The sequence below is a fragment of the Hydrogenispora ethanolica genome (assembly GCF_004340685.1).
Lineage (GTDB): Bacteria > Bacillota > UBA4882 > UBA8346 > UBA8346 > Hydrogenispora > Hydrogenispora ethanolica.
Genome location: NZ_SLUN01000018.1, coordinates 64,737 through 81,974 on the forward strand (window position 1 = coordinate 64,737; position 17,238 = coordinate 81,974).

The 17,238-nt window shown below is 49.3% G+C and carries 14 protein-coding genes; 3 read left to right on the top strand and 11 right to left on the bottom strand.

Annotated features, from left to right (window positions below; translation table 11 throughout):
• Positions 1 to 144: 144 nt before the first annotated feature.
• The 10 genes from EDC14_RS14825 to ybaK form a co-directional block, all read right to left on the bottom strand.
• Positions 145 to 3,651, bottom strand: coding sequence for a PAS domain S-box protein (locus tag EDC14_RS14825; RefSeq protein WP_165908042.1), 3,507 nt, complete (start codon positions 3,649 to 3,651; stop codon positions 145 to 147).
• A gap of 52 nt (positions 3,652 to 3,703) precedes the next feature.
• Complete coding sequence (locus tag EDC14_RS14830; RefSeq protein WP_132015093.1) at positions 3,704 to 4,756, bottom strand: protein-glutamate methylesterase/protein-glutamine glutaminase; 1,053 nt, start codon at positions 4,754 to 4,756, stop codon at positions 3,704 to 3,706.
• 1 nt (position 4,757) lies between these two features.
• Positions 4,758 to 5,099: a chemotaxis protein CheD gene (locus EDC14_RS14835; RefSeq protein ID WP_165908043.1), complete on the bottom strand. Its 342-nt coding sequence runs from the start codon at positions 5,097 to 5,099 to the stop codon at positions 4,758 to 4,760.
• A 138-nt stretch (positions 5,100 to 5,237) separates the two neighbouring features.
• A complete protein-coding gene (locus EDC14_RS14840) occupies positions 5,238 to 5,633 on the bottom strand; it encodes a response regulator (RefSeq protein ID WP_132015095.1) in 396 nt (131 codons plus the stop codon).
• A 47-nt stretch (positions 5,634 to 5,680) separates the two neighbouring features.
• On the bottom strand, positions 5,681 to 8,323 hold the full coding sequence (locus tag EDC14_RS14845) for an Hpt domain-containing protein (RefSeq protein WP_132015096.1): 2,643 nt from the start codon (positions 8,321 to 8,323) through the stop codon (positions 5,681 to 5,683).
• Between the two features lie 203 nt (positions 8,324 to 8,526).
• Entirely contained in the window at positions 8,527 to 9,372 is an 846-nt protein-coding gene (locus EDC14_RS14850; RefSeq protein WP_132015097.1) for a CheR family methyltransferase, read from the bottom strand.
• A 1-nt stretch (position 9,373) separates the two neighbouring features.
• A complete protein-coding gene (locus tag EDC14_RS14855; RefSeq protein WP_132015098.1) occupies positions 9,374 to 11,008 on the bottom strand; it encodes a HAMP domain-containing methyl-accepting chemotaxis protein in 1,635 nt (544 codons plus the stop codon).
• The gene (locus tag EDC14_RS14860) at positions 11,001 to 11,483 is read right to left on the bottom strand and encodes a chemotaxis protein CheW (RefSeq protein WP_132015099.1); all 483 of its coding nucleotides are present in this window, start codon (positions 11,481 to 11,483) and stop codon (positions 11,001 to 11,003) included. The genes EDC14_RS14855 and EDC14_RS14860 overlap by 8 nt, the downstream gene beginning before the upstream one ends.
• Before the next feature lie 274 nt (positions 11,484 to 11,757).
• Positions 11,758 to 12,000 carry a hypothetical protein gene (locus EDC14_RS14865; RefSeq protein WP_132015100.1) on the bottom strand — a complete coding sequence of 81 codons (243 nt, stop codon included), beginning with the start codon at positions 11,998 to 12,000 and terminating at the stop codon, positions 11,758 to 11,760.
• A gap of 167 nt (positions 12,001 to 12,167) precedes the next feature.
• Complete coding sequence (ybaK, locus tag EDC14_RS14870; RefSeq protein WP_132015101.1) at positions 12,168 to 12,647, bottom strand: Cys-tRNA(Pro) deacylase; 480 nt, start codon at positions 12,645 to 12,647, stop codon at positions 12,168 to 12,170.
• Between the two features lie 222 nt (positions 12,648 to 12,869).
• Between ybaK and EDC14_RS14875 the strand changes: the two genes are divergently transcribed.
• The 3 genes from EDC14_RS14875 to EDC14_RS14885 all read left to right on the top strand — a co-directional run bounded on the left by EDC14_RS14875 (position 12,870) and on the right by EDC14_RS14885 (position 15,751).
• Positions 12,870 to 13,433: a nicotinamidase gene (locus EDC14_RS14875; RefSeq protein WP_132015102.1), complete on the top strand. Its 564-nt coding sequence runs from the start codon at positions 12,870 to 12,872 to the stop codon at positions 13,431 to 13,433.
• Positions 13,434 to 14,927 carry a nicotinate phosphoribosyltransferase gene (locus tag EDC14_RS14880; RefSeq protein ID WP_243662942.1) on the top strand — a complete coding sequence of 498 codons (1,494 nt, stop codon included), beginning with the start codon at positions 13,434 to 13,436 and terminating at the stop codon, positions 14,925 to 14,927. It begins immediately after the preceding gene.
• A gap of 239 nt (positions 14,928 to 15,166) precedes the next feature.
• A complete protein-coding gene (locus EDC14_RS14885; protein ID WP_132015103.1) occupies positions 15,167 to 15,751 on the top strand; it encodes a DUF4412 domain-containing protein in 585 nt (194 codons plus the stop codon).
• A 116-nt stretch (positions 15,752 to 15,867) separates the two neighbouring features.
• Here the strand turns inward: EDC14_RS14885 and EDC14_RS14890 are convergent, their stop codons facing one another.
• A complete protein-coding gene (locus tag EDC14_RS14890) occupies positions 15,868 to 16,959 on the bottom strand; it encodes a Gfo/Idh/MocA family protein (protein ID WP_132015104.1) in 1,092 nt (363 codons plus the stop codon).
• Between the last annotated feature and the right edge of the window lie 279 nt (positions 16,960 to 17,238).

The following is a 17,238-nucleotide window of genomic DNA, read 5'->3' on the forward strand; positions in this document are numbered from 1 at the left end:
TAAAGATCGTTTTTACATAGTAATGGCCAATATTGCTTATTCCGTATCAGACTTTGAAATAAACTCGCTTCATGATATAGCATAATACGAAGACCACCGGATGATATATGTTACGAGCTAGAACAATTCCTACCTATCACCGATTTAAGATGGTAACTCTTCTACCAATCTTTTTTCAATCCATTTCAACTCTGAAACTAACCTAACCAGTAAGGGTTCAGCATCAATAAACTGACTTTCTCGAATCACCGATTCCAATTGAAGTGCCAATTCTTGCGCGCTAACGGCTCCAAAATTGGAAATCGCTCCTCTAACACTATGTACCTTTTGATATAAGAGATTATCATCCCTTGCGTCGAAGGCGCTCCAAAGTCCATCAATCATTGTAGGGAGAACCTTCAAAAAATCTTTGATTAACTCTGCGAGCAACTGCGAATCGTTACTCAGATTTTCGCGGAGCGAATTCAGATCAATAATACTCTCATTGGAAGAGCCCTGCGTCATATTACGGGTGATGACACGATATAAATCATTCATTTTTATTGGCTTTGCGAGGTAATCGTCCATCCCGGCCGCTAGGCATCGCTCGCGATCTCCTTTTAACGCATGAGCAGTCATGGCGATAATTGGAATATGTCTGTTGATACTCATTTCTTTTTGCCGAATTATCGAGGTAGTCTCAAATCCGTCAAGCTCCGGCATCTGCACATCCATCAAAATCAAGTCAAACTGACCGTGTTCCCAAAGAGTCAGACATTCTTTCCCATTAACAGCTGTAGTGACTCGCCAGCCTCGATTACGCAATAAAGTCTCAGCCAGTTTTTGATTGACAATGTTATCTTCCGCCAGTAAAATACGGAGCGTCGTCGGAGATTGAAGCGGACCGTTGTTAATTTTCGCTTGAGGTAATGTCGTTTCCCCGGCTTGTCTCAACTCGCGAGTCTCACTTTCCTCAAGGCCGCGTTGGTATATTAAATGTGCCATCATTTGAATCAGCTCCCCTTGTCGGACCGGTTTAACAAGATAACTTTCGATTCCTAATTTCCGACAGCGCGCCAAATCACCTTGAACCGCATCCGAGGTAAGCATCATGATGATTGTGTTTCTTAATTCCGGCTGACTTTTAATGGTTTCAGCCACAGCAAATCCATCCATCTCCGGCATATTCACATCCAAAAGTACAAAATGATATGGAATTCCATAAATGGCGGCATTTTGCAATAAAGCTAATCCTTCAACTCCATTAGCGGCCAAACTCACGGAAAACCCTAAATTTCGTAAAATATCTTTAAGTATCAAGCGGTTGGTCTCATTATCATCAATTATCAATGTTTTAATGGAGCCATTAAAATGAACGGATTGGGATATCACCTTCGTTTGAACGAGAGGGGGCATATACGGAATTTCAAATTGAAAGGTGCTACCCTCGCCAGGCGTACTTTTCACTTGAATATGGCCGTTCATCATCTCCACTAAGTGTTTGGAGATCGCAAGGCCCAATCCGGTTCCACCGTATTTTCGCGAAATGGAGCCATCCACTTGACTAAAACTTTTGAAAAGGCGGTCCATTTTCTCCGCTGGAATTCCGATCCCGGTATCACGAACTGTAAAGGCGATCCTTCCAGGAGTTGACTCTCCCCAACCAATCTTGACTACGACCTCACCTTGAGCGGTAAATTTTACCGCATTGCCAATAAGATTGGTCAATATTTGGCTTATTCTTCCTGGATCTCCATGAAGAACCGGCGGAAGCGATGAATCGATCTGATACGATAATTCAATCCGTTTTTGATGGGCTGTCACTGCCAACGTCTCCACTGTTTTTTCGATCATCTCTCGCAAGTTAAAATCGACAGTTTCAAGCTCCAGCTGACCAGCTTCTATCTTTGAAAAATCGAGAATGTCATTGATAATCTCCAGTAATAAATCGGCAGAATTCTTAACCATTTGCAGATAATCCCGCTGTTCTCTGTCGAGTTCAGTTTGCAACGCCAATTCAGTCATTCCGATGATGCCATTCATCGGGGTCCGAATCTCATGACTCATATTCGCCAGGAATTCACTTTTCGCCCGATTAGCTGCTTCAGCGGCATTTTTGGCCATCTCTAAGGCTTGCTCCGTCTCCTTACGCTCAGTGATATCAATAAAACTCTCAACTCCGCCTATAATTTTTCCATCCGGGTCTCTGAGCAAGTCAGCACTTTTTAAGACCGTCATCCACTGCCCGTTTTTTTTCCGCATCCTGCATTCGATGGACATCACCGGTTTTGGAACATCCGGACAATAAAGGCCGCATGCTCCCTTAACACATGGAGTTGGCGCAAACATGCGACAAGGTTTACCGATTACTTCCTGGGGTGAGAATCCGGTGAGTTCAGCCGCAACATCGTTAAAACTGGTAATCATTCCTTCTGAATCCACCGAAAAAACGGCGCTTGGTGTCACTCGGCATAACAATTCGAGCCATTCTTTGGTTCGGCGCAATTCATCCTGGGCTTCTTTTCGTTCTGTGATATCGTGAATGATCGAATATAAGAGATTACGCTGGTTGACCTTGATCGGGCCACTATAGACTTCCACTTCGCGAATCTCGCCGCTTGCCAATCGATGTTTAAAAATAAACAGCCTTTTTTCCAGTTTGACGACTCGCTTCATTTCTGAACGAATTTCTGCGAGAGAAAGTACATTAATATCCATAATGTTTAAAGTTTTGAGAACAGATTTGCTAAATCCATAAAACTCAGCAGCTGCCGCATTCCCGTCGACAATTGCGCCAGTATCTGGATCAATCAATAACATCACCGAATTATTCATTTCAAAAAGGCTGTTATAACGAGCCTCGCTTTCAAGCAATGCTTGTTCAAAATGTTTTCGTGCCGTAATATCTCTAACAATTGACAAAGAACCTGGAGTCCCGGGGTCTAGCCGGACTGCTGTTGAAGCTACTTCTACATCAATGGCGTTCTCTGCAAAGTTCACATATTTCATCTCGACTAAAGGCGTACTGTTTCCCAATATCTCCAGTTCCATTAAACGCTGTTGGGTAAGTTGATAAAAGTCTGGATGTACAAATTCATAAATTGATTTACCGTATACCTGTTCTTTTTTTTCAAATCCTAAAAGTCTCAAGAAACCCTGATTGGCATAGACAATCTTCCCTTGAGATTGGGCAAAGAAAGCATCGGGCAAGTTTTCCACAAACCGGTGATAACGGTTCTCGCTCTCTTGCTTTGTCCATTGCTCGCATAGGCTAACCTCAAAACAGTCGAAAAAGCGCTCAATCAACTGAATATAAGCTGCGGCATTTTCTGGCAGCTCCTCTGTAGTGCCGATGAACTCCAAATAGCTTCGGCGGAAGCACTTCAGTAAAGCCAGAAGAATCGGAAAAGGAACTTGGAAGGTATAAACATTCTGTTCATCGCACATTTCAGAACTCACGGAATCCACGGTATTTTGAAATACAGGATCCATGCTGAAACCGCTTCGATTCTGCCATGCCAGAATCAACTTTTGCGACAAGCGAGGAACTGAGATGAGATCATCTTTTTGAAGAATAAGAAGGGCATCAGACAAGTGATTTTCTACAGCGTGCGCAGTAATCCGCTGAATAAGCCAATTTTCTTTATGATGCAATGCTTCCGCAAAATTCATCTTCAATTCCTCCCCCCGGTAAATAATTGTGGGATTCATTGCATTTCCATGCTTATCGATTACACGCCTCTACGAGGGCATGAGGAATCTCCGATAATGGCAGAATTCGAGAAACCGCACCAATAACAGCTGCCTCTTTGGGCATCCCATAAACCACGCTACTTGCTTCGTCCTGAGCGATGGTATAGGCGCCGGCCTTTTTCATCGCTAATAATCCCGTAGCGCCGTCTTTTCCCATTCCAGTAAGAATCGTTCCCACTGCATTCGCTCCGGCGTATTTGGCGACCGACTGAAACAGTACTTCAACCGACGGTCGTTGATGAAAGACGAGCGGGCCGTCTTTGACCTCAACGTAATAATTGGCGCCGCTCCGTTTGAGGACCAAATGCTTATTTCCCGGAGCAATGAGCGCTTTCCCGGGTGTCACCGGTTCCTGATCCTCGGCTTCCTTCACTCGGATCCGGCATTGACTATCTAGCCTATCGGCAAAAGCTTTTGTAAAAAATTCCGGCATATGCTGAACTATCAAAATTGGATGCATATCCGCAGGCAATTGAGTCAACAAAGCCTTCAAGGCCTCCGTGCCGCCCGTGGAGGCTCCGATTGCCAATATCTTAAAGGTGGTTTTCAGTAATGCGTTGTTGAATTGGTACTTCTGAGAGACTGCTTCCGAACGATTGAATTGCGTCGCAGAAATTGAAAATTTTCGCAGGCCGGCCACTGCCTTAATTTTGTCGATCAATTGCGCGCTCATATCTTGCACCGAATAGGAAGAACCCGGCTTGGCAATAACTTCGGCTGCACCTAAATCTAAAGCGCGCAAGGCTACTTGCCCTCCTTTTTCAGCCAGGGAACTCACGATAATTACCGGCATCGGATGATAACGCATCAGTTTTTCCAAAAAGGTCAAGCCATCCATCTTTGGCATTTCGATATCCAATAGCAGTACATCGGGGTTCAACTGTACTATTTTGTCCCGGGCGATAAAAGGGTCGGGCGCTGTCCCGACTATCTCCAGCTCGGGATCTTTGGCTAGTTCGGTGCTGAAAACTTTCCGAACCATGGCTGAATCATCAACAATCAATACCTTAATCTTCCCTGCCATGTTATTTATACCAGTCGCTTTCCCACGCTTTATTTACTTTTGAAATGAAGATCTCTCCGGTAACAGTATTAAAGATAACTTTTCGGCTGATTGGACCGCCCGTATCCCGCGTGGCAATCTCAATCCGATGCTTCTGTAAAATTTCTTCCGCAATCTTCGCATTCTCATTTCCAATCATGGAATTGAGGTGCAAATGCTGACCTCCGCCAACGATATGCGCTTTCAATCCGGATCTTTCCGCGCCCATCTTCCGGAATAGGTGAATCATATAGGGAATGGAAAGATCCCCAAACCGCGCATTGCGTTCACCGCGTAACGATCTGGCAAATAGGTAATGATTCATCCCGCCGATCCGTGGCGCCTCGCTCCAGATACAGACCGCTACGCAAGATCCGAGGACCGTCTGGATCAAATACGGCTCAGGGGTTACAAAAATGAAGCCAGGCTGGAGAAAATAACTATTGAACCCTTCCATACCTATTTAGTCGATCAATTGCATCTCGCGCAATTGCTGTAACAGTTTGACTCGCTCAATCGGTTTTACGAGATAAGCCTCGCATTGTTCCTGAAATGCCTGCTTGATATTTTCATGATCATGCAAAGCGGTGGTCATAATAATCTTGGCGCCATCTCCCCAATCGACGCTCATCTCCCGTTCAATCGCACGAATCGTCTTTAGAACCTCCTGTCCGCCCAGTTCCGGCATCATGATGTCCAAACAAATTAATTGGTATGGACTCTTTTCCTGCCAGGCAAGGCGGAACGCTTCGATCGCTTCCTTACCATTTACAGCAATGTCGCAAGGACCATAGGGCGCCAGAATGATCTGGAGCAAGCGACGGCTGACAAAATCATCTTCGACGATCAAGGTTTTCATGATTCACACTCCCCGTAAAATGGCGCGATGAGTACTTCGCTACGCCGTCAGTTTTCAATTTTGAATAAATTCTCAACGTCCAGGATCATTGCCAGTTTCCCGTCGCCAAGGATAGAAACTCCGGAGGCGAATTTCTGTTCCTTAAATTCTCGATCGAGCGGCTTGACCACGACTTCCTTCCGGCCGGAAATGCCAGCGATCGGCAATGCCTTCTGGTGCTTATCCATTTCCAGTATGATCACCAAACTATTCTCCGGTAAATGGTCCGGCTCCGCGACCCCAAAAGCTTTCGCAATCGGCACCACTGGCAGCACTTCATCCCGGACCTTAAAAAAGGCCCGTTTCCCTTTGATGAATATCCACTGCTCAGGACGGGGTTGAATAATCTGCTTTACATTCAAAGTCGGGATCACGCAGCGATAACCAAAAATCTCAGCGATAATTCCATTTAGAGCTGCAAAATTGATGGGAATCTTGAGAATGAAGGTGCAACCCTTGGCCGGAAAGTTTCGCACTTCGATTTTGCCGCCGATCCGCGCCATTTCGGTCTTGACGACATCGAGACCGACTCCCCGGCCGGAGATATGGTTCACCTTTTCCGCCGTAGAAAAGCCGGGCAAAAAGATGAAGTCGACAATCTCCTCATCCCGGTATTTTTTGGCGGGATCGGCCAAGCCTTTTTCAATGGCTTTGGTGAGGATCCTTTCAAGCGACAAACCCCGTCCATCATCGGAAATCTCAATATAAATGTTGCCTTTTTTGTTATAGGCCTGAATTTTAACTTCTCCTTGCGGCGGTTTCCCGAGCTGGATTCTTTCCGCCTCGCTTTCAATCCCATGAGAGATCGAATTCTTGACCATGTGGAGCAATGGGTCCTGGATCTTCTCGGCGACACCGCGATCGATCTCCGTATCCTCTCCCAGCGCCAGATAGTTTACATTTTTTCCAAGTTCATTAATGGCATCGCGCGCCACCCGGTTAATCTTTTGAAATGTCGCCTTTAACGAAACCATCCGCATCGACATGGACTGACTCTGAAGATCCTTGATCAGCCTTTCCATCCGTAACACTTTATTGACCAGTTCATCATTGGCATTAAAACGTTGCAACGCGGACTGTTCAATCTGTGCTTGCAATATCAGCAGTTCACCAATTTTATCGACCATACCGTCGATCTTGTAGGTAGGGATGCGGGCAAATTCAGTTCCGGAAATTCCATTCAACCCATTGCGTTTGTTGGGTTCCGATGCCCGAGCGGGTTGACCCGGAGCTTCCGTTGGAGAACCTTTCCCCTCGCTCGGCTCATCCGAGGCATCCGGGACCAGGAGCGGCTGACGATTGGCTTCCTGCTTTATGAACTGCTTTGCTGCTGGCGGCTCTTGGAGATTCGCCGTCGCAATCACGGCTTCGGCCGAAGAAACGCCCTTCGTACCCGATTCCAAGTCCTGCAGATGTTGTTCAATTTTCTTGGATAACTCCGGACCCGCTTGCTCGGATGTTTCCGTGATCAGCTGTCTGATCAGCTCGCCCGATATCAAAAGTCGTTCCAGTACAATTTGGTCAGTTTGGTGTTCCGCCTTCCGGATCTGATTCAAAAACCGCTTGGTATGATCGGTGATCTTTTTCACTGAGCCAAAACCGATAAACCCCGCCAGACCGCCGATGGTATGAAACAGCCGGTAAATCCGGTAAAGAATCTCGGCGTTTCCCACGGGTCCTGCCAATTCCGACAGGCTAAGCTCTATTTTGCCAAGATACTCTTGCATTTCCGCCAAAAAATCCGCCCGAAATTCCCGGTCAATCTCAATTACTTGCGCAGGCCCGGCCGGTCCGTCAATAATTTCCGCAACGAGTTGATCCACCTCATCCGACTCATTTGTGCCCTCCGCTTTTCGCTCCTGGGAAGTGACCAGGCGGAACGGATTGACGCTAGGAATGGTTCCAAAATTGGCTGGCAGGGGTTGAACTGAAACAATGATCTCCGTTTCGATAGCCAACGATTGAAGAATAGCGGCATCTTGCGATTGCGAAGCCAAAATTACTACCAATTGTTCCGGCTCGTAGAGAAGATTACCCTCTTTAACCGCAGGCACTTCCGGGTCAGCCTTCAGCAATACTCCCTGATTCTCCAAGATCTGATAAACAATCAGTGCCCTCACGGAGACAAGTTGCGTTTCCGGTTTAAAGGTAATTTGAACCTGATACAGCGAGTATCCTTGCGCTGCCAAATCCTGCGCTTGTTGGATGAGCTCCGGAGAGTCGAGAAACATTGGCTTTTCTATCCCGGATTGGGGCATTTCAAGTGGCTGCTGATTCGCCTGGATGATCTCGTGCAGATGCTTCATAATCTGATCCGACTTGAAATCGCCTTCATCCCCATTTTGAATCACCGATTCTAAACAATTCAGGAGAAAATCATGACAAACAAAGAGGAGCTCCACCAGTTTGGCATCAACCTTAAGCTTTCCATCCCGAACATCATGTAATACATCCTCCATGCCATGGGCCATATTCTCCATCTTCATCAAGCCCATCATGGCGGAGGATCCTTTCATGGTGTGAACCACCCGAAAGATCTCATTGATGATTTCCTTGTTCTCCGGGTCCTTTTCAAGCTCCATCAAAGAATCATTCAGAATATCCAGGTGTTCCCTGGTTTCTCCGACAAATATCTCCGCCAGTTCACTCATGGGGTGAACCTCCTTTAATTAACAAATTTGCAACATCTCGATAGGATGGAATAAACTTTCCTTGCAACTTTTTGCATTCCTAAAGCCGAACGCAAACGAAATCCAAAACGGCATTATTTCATCCTATTCCTGCGGTATTGAGTTGAATGAAATCCCTCAATTTTACCATCATGTCCTGCTTTCGGGACTTGATGCATCCCAATTCAACTAATGTACCGCCCGCCGGCCTTCGTATTCTTCCGGTAGATGGTCGGTTGCAAATACTGAAAATGATGTCGCTTATTGGTCAGACTTTCGGAATGGCCGATAAAAAACAGGCCGCCCGGGATTAAAACATCGTAAAAACGATTTACCAAATCTTGCTGGGTCTGCGGATCAAAATAAATCATTACATTCCGGCAAAAAATCATGTCAAACTTATTTTGAAACGGAAAATGATCCATCAAATTAAACTGGCGAAAGGTAATCAAGTCTTTTATTTCCTGGGTAACCTTCCAGGCATCGCGCTGCCGGCTAAAATAACGCTGCAAATAATAGGGATTGATCACCGCCACATCTGCCGCGTTGTAAACGCCTCGTTGAGCGGCGACCAAAACCCGGTGACTCAAATCGGTGGCTAAGATTTTAACCTGGATCGCCGCCGGCAAGGTTTCCCGCAATACCATCGCCAGCGTATAAGGTTCTTCCCCGGTGGAACAACCGGCGCTCCAAACCCGGATCATCCCTTCCTTCTGAATCCGCGGATTGAGATCCATGATATTTTGCAGCTGTTTTTGAATAAACTCAAAATGGTGATTTTCACGAAAAAAATCAGTCTTATTAATCGTGATCTCATCGGAAAAACGGACCCAGTCTTCAGGTTTCCCGTCCCGCGTCAAACGTTGATAATACTCATCGTATGACGCGATCCCCTGCTGGCGCATTAACTTATCCAATTTCGTTTTCAGCATTTCTTTCTTGACCGATTGAATATGGATCCCCAACTGGTCATAGATTAGCCGGCTGAATTTTTGAAATTGCCCTTCATTCAAATGATTCGTTGGGTCCATATCAAAAATCACTCAGATCGTCTTTTAACGGGATGACTTGTTCGGGATCCACAATTTGCGTCGTCTTTTTGGAAAACGAGTTTTTCTCGGCAGTATCCTGAAGCATCTTTCCCGGAGCGGAGTTCCCGCCAGACTTCGGCCGTTGCAAAGAAGGCTTGGCGGCCAAACGCTCCGTCGGGTAACCCGCATCGGCGGCGGCGAGGCCGTCCACCAATCCTTTGAGCTGCTGTACAATTTCCCGGGTATTATAGACTTGGGCATTGAGTTCTTCGGCGGCGGAAGCGCTTTCCTCGGCTCCCGCTGCATTGGACATGGTGACCGTCTCCATCTGGGCAATGGCCTTATTCACCTGCATAATCCCCTGAGACTGCTCTTGACTGGCGACCACGATCTCTTCCATCAATTCATTCACTTTTTTGGCTTGTTGAGTAATGGAGACCAGCGCCTCTTGAACCCGCTCGGAAACGGTCACGCCCTTGGCAGCCAATTCAATATTGTTTTCAATGATGGCAGCGGTATCTTTAGCCGCCTGGGCGCTGCGCTGAGCCAGATTCCGGACCTCCTCGGCCACGACGGCGAATCCCATGCCGGCTTCCCCGGCGCGCGCCGCTTCCACAGCCGCATTCAGGGCTAGAATATTGGTCTGAAAGGCAATCTCATCGATGACCTTAATAATCTTGGCAATCTGGTCGCTGGAGCGTTTTAACTCGTTCATCGAAGTCATCATCTGCTCCATCTCGTGGTTGCCGCGTTCCGCAAATTCAATGGTCTGCTTGGACAACAAACCCGCCTGGTGAGTATTTTCCGAGTTCTGCTGGACCATCGAGGATGTCTGTTCCAGCGTAGTGGATGTTTCCTGGATCGCGGCGGCCTGTTCCGAGCTGCCTTCCGCCAATTGCTGGCTGGTGGAGGAGAGTTGAGTGGAAGCTGCGGCAATTTGGGTCGCACTCTCGGAAAGACTGTCCACGCTATTTTTGATGGACTTGCTAATGGAGGTACTTAGGAAATAGCCCAATCCCAAAGATAATAAAAGTCCCAGCGCAATGCTGATAACAATGATGATCGAAGTAGTTCTTTGTTGGTTATCCGCAGCGCTGCTTTCGTTCTTTGCCGCTTGCCGATTCATGGCAATCAGCTTCGCCAGTATTTCCTCGGATTTTAGAAAATTCTGGCGGGCAATCGTATAGGAGATCTCCAGCGCTTTCTGTTTTGAAGCGGTAGTATTCAAAAGAGCTTGCTCAACTACTTGTTCATGACTTTCTTTCCAAATACTCCATACCGATTGCAAAGCCACCCATAGTTCTCGTTCCCCTTTCAATGAAATGAGCGGCTCGTATTCTTTCGAACATTGCTCGATGCGTTTCCAAATCGTCGTCATCCGGTTCTTCTGAAACTCCATCTCATCCCGGTTGGGTGCAATCAGCATTGAACGCTCGGCTGCCAGAATACTATTCATTCCCGATTCGATCGTCAAGAGGTTTTGAACGGAAGGAAGCATATTATTACTGATCTGATTTAAATTTTCACCGACCCTCTGGAGACCACCCCATCCGATGATTCCTAAGACAAGCGTGATTAAAGAGACCAATAGAAAACTAAGGATCAATTTGGCACTGAGTTTCAATCGTTTAAGCATTTTCGACCACTCCTTTAGTTTCTTTTAAACTGGTCAGCTCTTCCTGAGCCAACATTTGATCCATTTCCAGCAAGACAATCACTTTATTTTTTAACTTCCCGATCCCGGTCATGAATTTGCCGTCAATGACGCTGTCGTATTGCTCGGGGGGTTCGACATCGCCAGCCTGGACATTGACAACTTCTAAGACCATATCCACCACGAGGCCGAAGAGCCGTTGCTGGCCGCCGGATTGAATCTCCACCACGATAATGCAAGTCCGGTCGGAATACAGCTGTTCGGGAAGGCCGAACTTCAAGCGCAGGTCGACGACAGGCACGATTTTACCGCGCAGGTTAATGATTCCTTTGATAAACACGGGGGTTTTAGGGATCGGTGTGATCTCCATCATTCCGATGATCTCTCTAACTTGCCGAATCGGGATTCCATACCCTTCGTTCCCCAGGCCGAAGGTCAGATATTTTCCTCCGTTCATCTCGCTCTCCTCCAACTTTTTTCATAACCCACATTCTCATTCGCTTCACTACATCCCGACTGAGTAGCTAAAAAATGCTTTTCCCCTTCCCTCCCATGTCCAATTTGTTCTTCTGTGTTTCGGATAATGATTCATTGGAATATATTAAATGAAATATATTTCCTGGTAGATAATGATATTTGTATATTTATCGGCAGAGGAAGCCAGAACTTTAATGAATTATGCAATCGGTTCCGGGATCCCTTGACCCGACTGCATTTTGGGTTATGAACCATCATTTCTCTCCGGAATAAATTGAAGCGGCGGATGAGGATTCCTTGGGGGGAATGGAAGACGGATCTTCAATCATCCAAGACCGAGCTTGAATAACGAAAGATCGATCTTCAACCATCCAAGATCGATCTTGAATAACCGAAGATTGATCTTCAATCATCCAAGATTGATCTTGAGCGACTGAAGATCGATCTCCAACCATCCAAGATCGATCTTGAGTAACTGAAGATTGATCTTCAACCATCAAAGATCGATCTTGAATGACTGAAGATCGACCTTCAATTACCAAAGATCGATCTTGAACGGTTGAAGACTGATTTTAACGACATCACGCTCCTGGCGGGACCAGCGCGGATTTAGCGGCTACCTTTTCATAATTGGCCTCCGTTCCCGAAGGTCGAATCCTGCGGTTCACTCAATCCCAACCCGGACCGGAACCGGATGCAACACCCGGATCAGATCTTCCGGTTTGATACTCACCAGATAACCCCTTTTTCCGCCATTTATGTAGAGCAACGGCAAGGCCAGGATGCTCTCCTCCACATACACCGGGAGCTGCTTACGGGTTCCAAAAGGCGAGGTTCCTCCGACCAGATATCCGGTATGTTTGGTGGCGGTCTCCGGCGTGCAGGGATGAATGCTCTTTACCCCGAGCACCCGGGCCAATTCCTTGGTGGAGACTTGCCGGTCGCCATGCATCAGTATCAATAACGGATGGCGCTCCTCGTCCTCCATGACCAGCGTTTTGACGGTGCTGTGCTCATCGATGCCCAGTTCCCTGGCGGCAACCTCGGTGCCGCCCTTCTCTTCATACGCATAAAGATGATCGGCGAAGGCCACCTTGGCCGCTCGTAATTGCCGAACTGCGGTTGTAACCGGCGTTTTTTCCATCTTACGATTCACTCCAGTCTGTATCATTGGCAGCGGGTGACCCCGTCCCAACCCTCCGTGTACCTGAGAGAATTCGCGATCCGCCAAAAGCTTCCTGCGTTTTTCCGGCGCGGTCGGGTTAAAAAAAGTTAACGATCAACTTTTATCAGTGACGGCAGGTTAATCCGGTCGCATACCGAAATAATTATGACAAAATTCAAATCATACCTCGAGGTGACCATTATGAAGTCTGCCCTGTTTGTGGTCGACGTGCAAAATGATTTTTGCCCGGGCGGCAGTCTGGCGGTGGCCGGGGGCGATCAGGTCGTTCCCGTCATCAACCGCTTACTCCCCCGCTTCGACACCGTGGTGTATACCCGGGACTGGCATCCCGCCAACCATATCAGTTTCGCCGCGCAGCCTCAATTCATCGATCAATCCTGGCCGGTCCATTGCGTCGCGGGAACTCCCGGCGCGGCCTTTCACCCCGGACTGCAGGTCAGGGAAGACGCCATCATTGTCAATAAAGCGACTGCCGTCGCTCAGGAGGCCTATAGCGCTTTCCAAGGAACCGATTTAGCGGAGCGGCTGCGGAGCCTGGGTGTGGATACGCTATACCTCACCGGCCTGGCGACCGATTATTGCGTCAAAGCCACCGCCCGCGACGGATTGCGGGAAGGCTTCCGGGTGCTGGTTATCCGCGATGCCGTCCGGGGAGTGGATGTGCCGCCGGGATCGGCCGATCAGGCCCTGGCGGAAATGGCCCGGGCCGGAGCCGAAATTATCACCGCGGCCGAGGTGAAATAAGTGGAAAACCTGTCGGATACCGCTGCCGGCTGGGGGGAGCGTAGAGACTCCGCCCTACTGACCGATTACTATGAAATCACCATGCTTTATGGCTTCTGGAAGTACGGCCGGCACGAGCAGCAAGCCTGTTTCGAATATTTCTTCCGTTCGTTGCCGCCTCATAACGGTTTCGCCCTCAGCGCCGGCCTGGAACAGTTCCTCGACTTTTTGCGCCATTTTGCGTTCAATCCAAGCGATCTGGCGTACCTGGGCCAACAAGGCTTCGAACCCGAGTTTCTGGAGTATCTGGCCCATTTCAAACCCGATTTCGACCTGTGGGCCGTTCCCGAAGGTTCGGTGGTCTTTCCCAATGAACCCTTGATCCGGGTCGAAGGCCCGCTCGGCTTCTTGCAACTGTTGGAAACCATCCTCTTGAACTCATTAAACTATCCGACCCTGGTGGCTACCAAAGCGGCCCGGGTCTGTTATGCCGCAGAAGGAGATCCGGTGATGGAGTTCGGCCTGCGCCGCGCCCAGGGCCCGGACGGCGGACTGAGCGGCGCCCGGGCCGCCATCATCGGCGGTTGCGTCGGAACCTCCAATGTGCTCGCCGGCAAACTCTACGGCGCCAAAATCCTGGGAACCCACGCCCATAGCTGGGTGATGAGCTTCGAGAGTGAAACCGAGGCCTTTCGCGCCTATGCCAAGGCTTTCCCCAACAATATCACGCTCTTGGTCGATACCTACGATCCGGTCAACAGCGGAATTCCCAACGCCATCACAGTCTTTCGGGAACTGCGGGCCCAGGGGCTGAATCCGCGCGGCTCGATCCGGCTCGACTCCGGCGACCTGGCCAAACTTTCCAAAGAAGCCTGGCGGCTCTTTCGCGAGGCCGGCTTCGAAAATCCGTCGATTGTAGCCTCCAATGAACTGGATGAAGACCTGATCGCCGACCTGAAACGGCAGGGCGCCAAGATCAACTCCTGGGGCGTGGGCACCAATCTGATCACCTCCCGCGACTATCCGGCCCTGGGCGGAGTCTACAAACTGGTCGCCATTCACGAAGCGGGCGGCTGGGAGCCGCGGATCAAGATCTCCGGCAACATCACCAAGATCACCGATCCGGGCCGGAAACGGATCATCCGCTATTACGACCATGAAAACCATCCGCTGGCCGACCTTCTCTATCTCGAAGGCGAACCGGTCCAGCAAGGCCGGGTCAAGGCTTACGATCGGGAAAATCTGCAAAAAGAGATCACGTTCCGGGCCGATCATTATACGGAACTTTCCCAAAAAATGGCCGAAGGCGGAAAATTTACGGTCGCTCCCGTATCCTTGCCGGAGCTGCAGGCGCGGGCCCAGGCCAATCTGACCTGTTTTCCCGATGAATATCGCCGGCTGCGCTACCCGCAGACCTACGACGTCTTCCTCTCTCCCGAAGCCGCCCGGGTGAAACACACCTTGCTGGAGGCGAACGGTTTTTACCGCACCGAGGCGGCTGGCAAGGAAGAATAAGGCTGGTTGCCAGATTCAAAAACCCGGGTCAAAGAAAGGCCCGGGTTTTTTAGTTCGGAACGCGAACCAACGAATATCTTATGGAAACGGTTGGAATCGCGTAAATTTTTATGAAAGCGTCTTTTCAATTTCGGGCGTTCGCGCGATAATAATAATGAAAGAAAATTTTCAGGCACTCTCATGCCGATAGTGTCGGGCCGACACTAACAGTGCAGTCCGTCCGGCGGAAGGAAACTACGATGCGCATTCGCTTGACCTTATGTTTATTTCTCATGATCGCGGCGGTCCTCGCCATTCCTCACCGGGCGCAAGCCGCAACCTTCTCCGCCGATCTGACGGTGACCCAAAACGGGCGGGCACACTCCGGCAAGATCTACGTCCGGGACAATGCCATCCGCCAGGAATTGCGGCTTAAAAACGAGGTTCAGATCACCATCATCCGGCTCGACCAGAAACTCGTCTGGACGCTTCAGACCGCCAACCGGACCTTCCTGGAGACCGCTTACCTCGGCACCCAGACCGATCTCCAGTCCTACGGCATCAAAACCGAGGATATCCGGGAAACCAGGACCATCGGCATTGAACAGCTGAATGGCTACCGCTGCACCGTGATTCAATACCGCTTCAATGACCCCAAGATCATGATGACTCAATGGATAGCGACCAAACTCAATTTCACCATCAAGACGGAAATCCATGGCGTCAAAGGTTTCAATCTGACGCAAGAGCTTAAAAACATCGTCGAAACTCCGGCCGCAGACACCGTCTTCGAGATCCCGGCCGGCTATCAAAAGATCTCTTTTACCTCCCCCGACACGCCCTAAAAACCCGGTACACCGGAACACGCCGCGGGACTTCCAAATGGTTTCCTCAAATCTTCATGCAAAAACAAAACCGCCTCCCTGCGACGGCGGTTTTCCTGTTGGCTTTTCGGAGTAGCTTAATGATGGAGATAATTTTCCCGAGCAGCCTGATAGTGCGGGGTGCAGGATTCTTCGATATCCACCCGGACCGGAGTCTCCTGCTCCATCGATTCAATGATCGCCAGCACGGTCCGGGCGTCGCCCAGCTCCAGCTCCGGGGTGACCGCGATCGCTTCTTCGCCGATGTAGGCCTTGTAAAAATTGAGCAGTTCATTATAGTAGCCCCGTTGCGGCCGGTAGGGGATCTGCTTGGAATTGCCGTCATTCAGGGTGAGATTGATGACGCCGCAGTCCCGCTCTTCCTGGTAGATCTCGCCTTTCTGGCCGATGATCCGCCAGCCGACTAAAGGCCGCTGAATCTCCTTGCCGCCGGCGTAGAAGACATAGCTGCCGGTGAAGCCGCTCTGGAAGCGGAAGATGACGTGGACCACGGTATACTGCTCGGGCGTGACCGGTTTTTGCTGCCCATACGCCATCAGCTCGTCAATCGCTCCGAAGACGTGGCGAATCGCCGCGATATCGTGCACCGCCGTATCGTAAAAGATCCCGCCCGGGAAATCGGGATGTTGCCGCCACTCCTTGGCCGGGAAGGCGTCCTTCCGCATATCGTCGGGGTAGTTGAGCACCCGGTTCCAGAGGAAGTAATCCACCTCGCCGATCTGGCCTTGCCGCACCAGATCCCGGATGAGATTGGGATCTTCGTTATACCGGTAATTCTCGGCGATCAACATCGGGATCCGGTATTTTTGGGGAAGCGCCGCGCATTTTTCGGCCTGTTCCAACGTTGGCGCCAGCGGCTTCTCCAAAATGATCCCTTTTCCGGTCCCGGCGATCTGCTGGGCGATCGCCTCGGCAACCGTAAAATTCAAACCGATTGGCACCATGATGTCGATCACCTGTACGTCGTCACGCCCCGCCAGCTGCCGGTAATCGGTGTATACGTCCTGATCGGACAGTCCCAAACGTTTCGCCCAATTCTGGGCTTTCGCCCGATCTTCGTCACAAACGGCCACGATCTGATATTCCTCGGCCAACTCCTGGTAGGCCGGATAATGCAACCGTTCCAGAGCCATTCCGGTTCCGATGATTCCCACCTTCAAACGTTCCATCAGCATCCCCCGTATCTGTTCAAGTGATAAACTTATTATTCGTCCCTGAACGGTGAATATACGGCAAATCGGCCAATCGGCTTACAATTTTTCCATATTTGGGATTTCCTAAAAAAGCTGTGATTAACCCGGCTAAAAAGCCGGGAAGAGCCACAGCGATTGCTTGAAGCAAGTGATAAAGGCGTTTTTAGACTTTTTATAGGTCGAATCGATTGGGAAGAGACTTATCACCTGGCTTTTGAAACCAAAAAAAGCAAGCCCGAGGTTCGGACCTGCTTC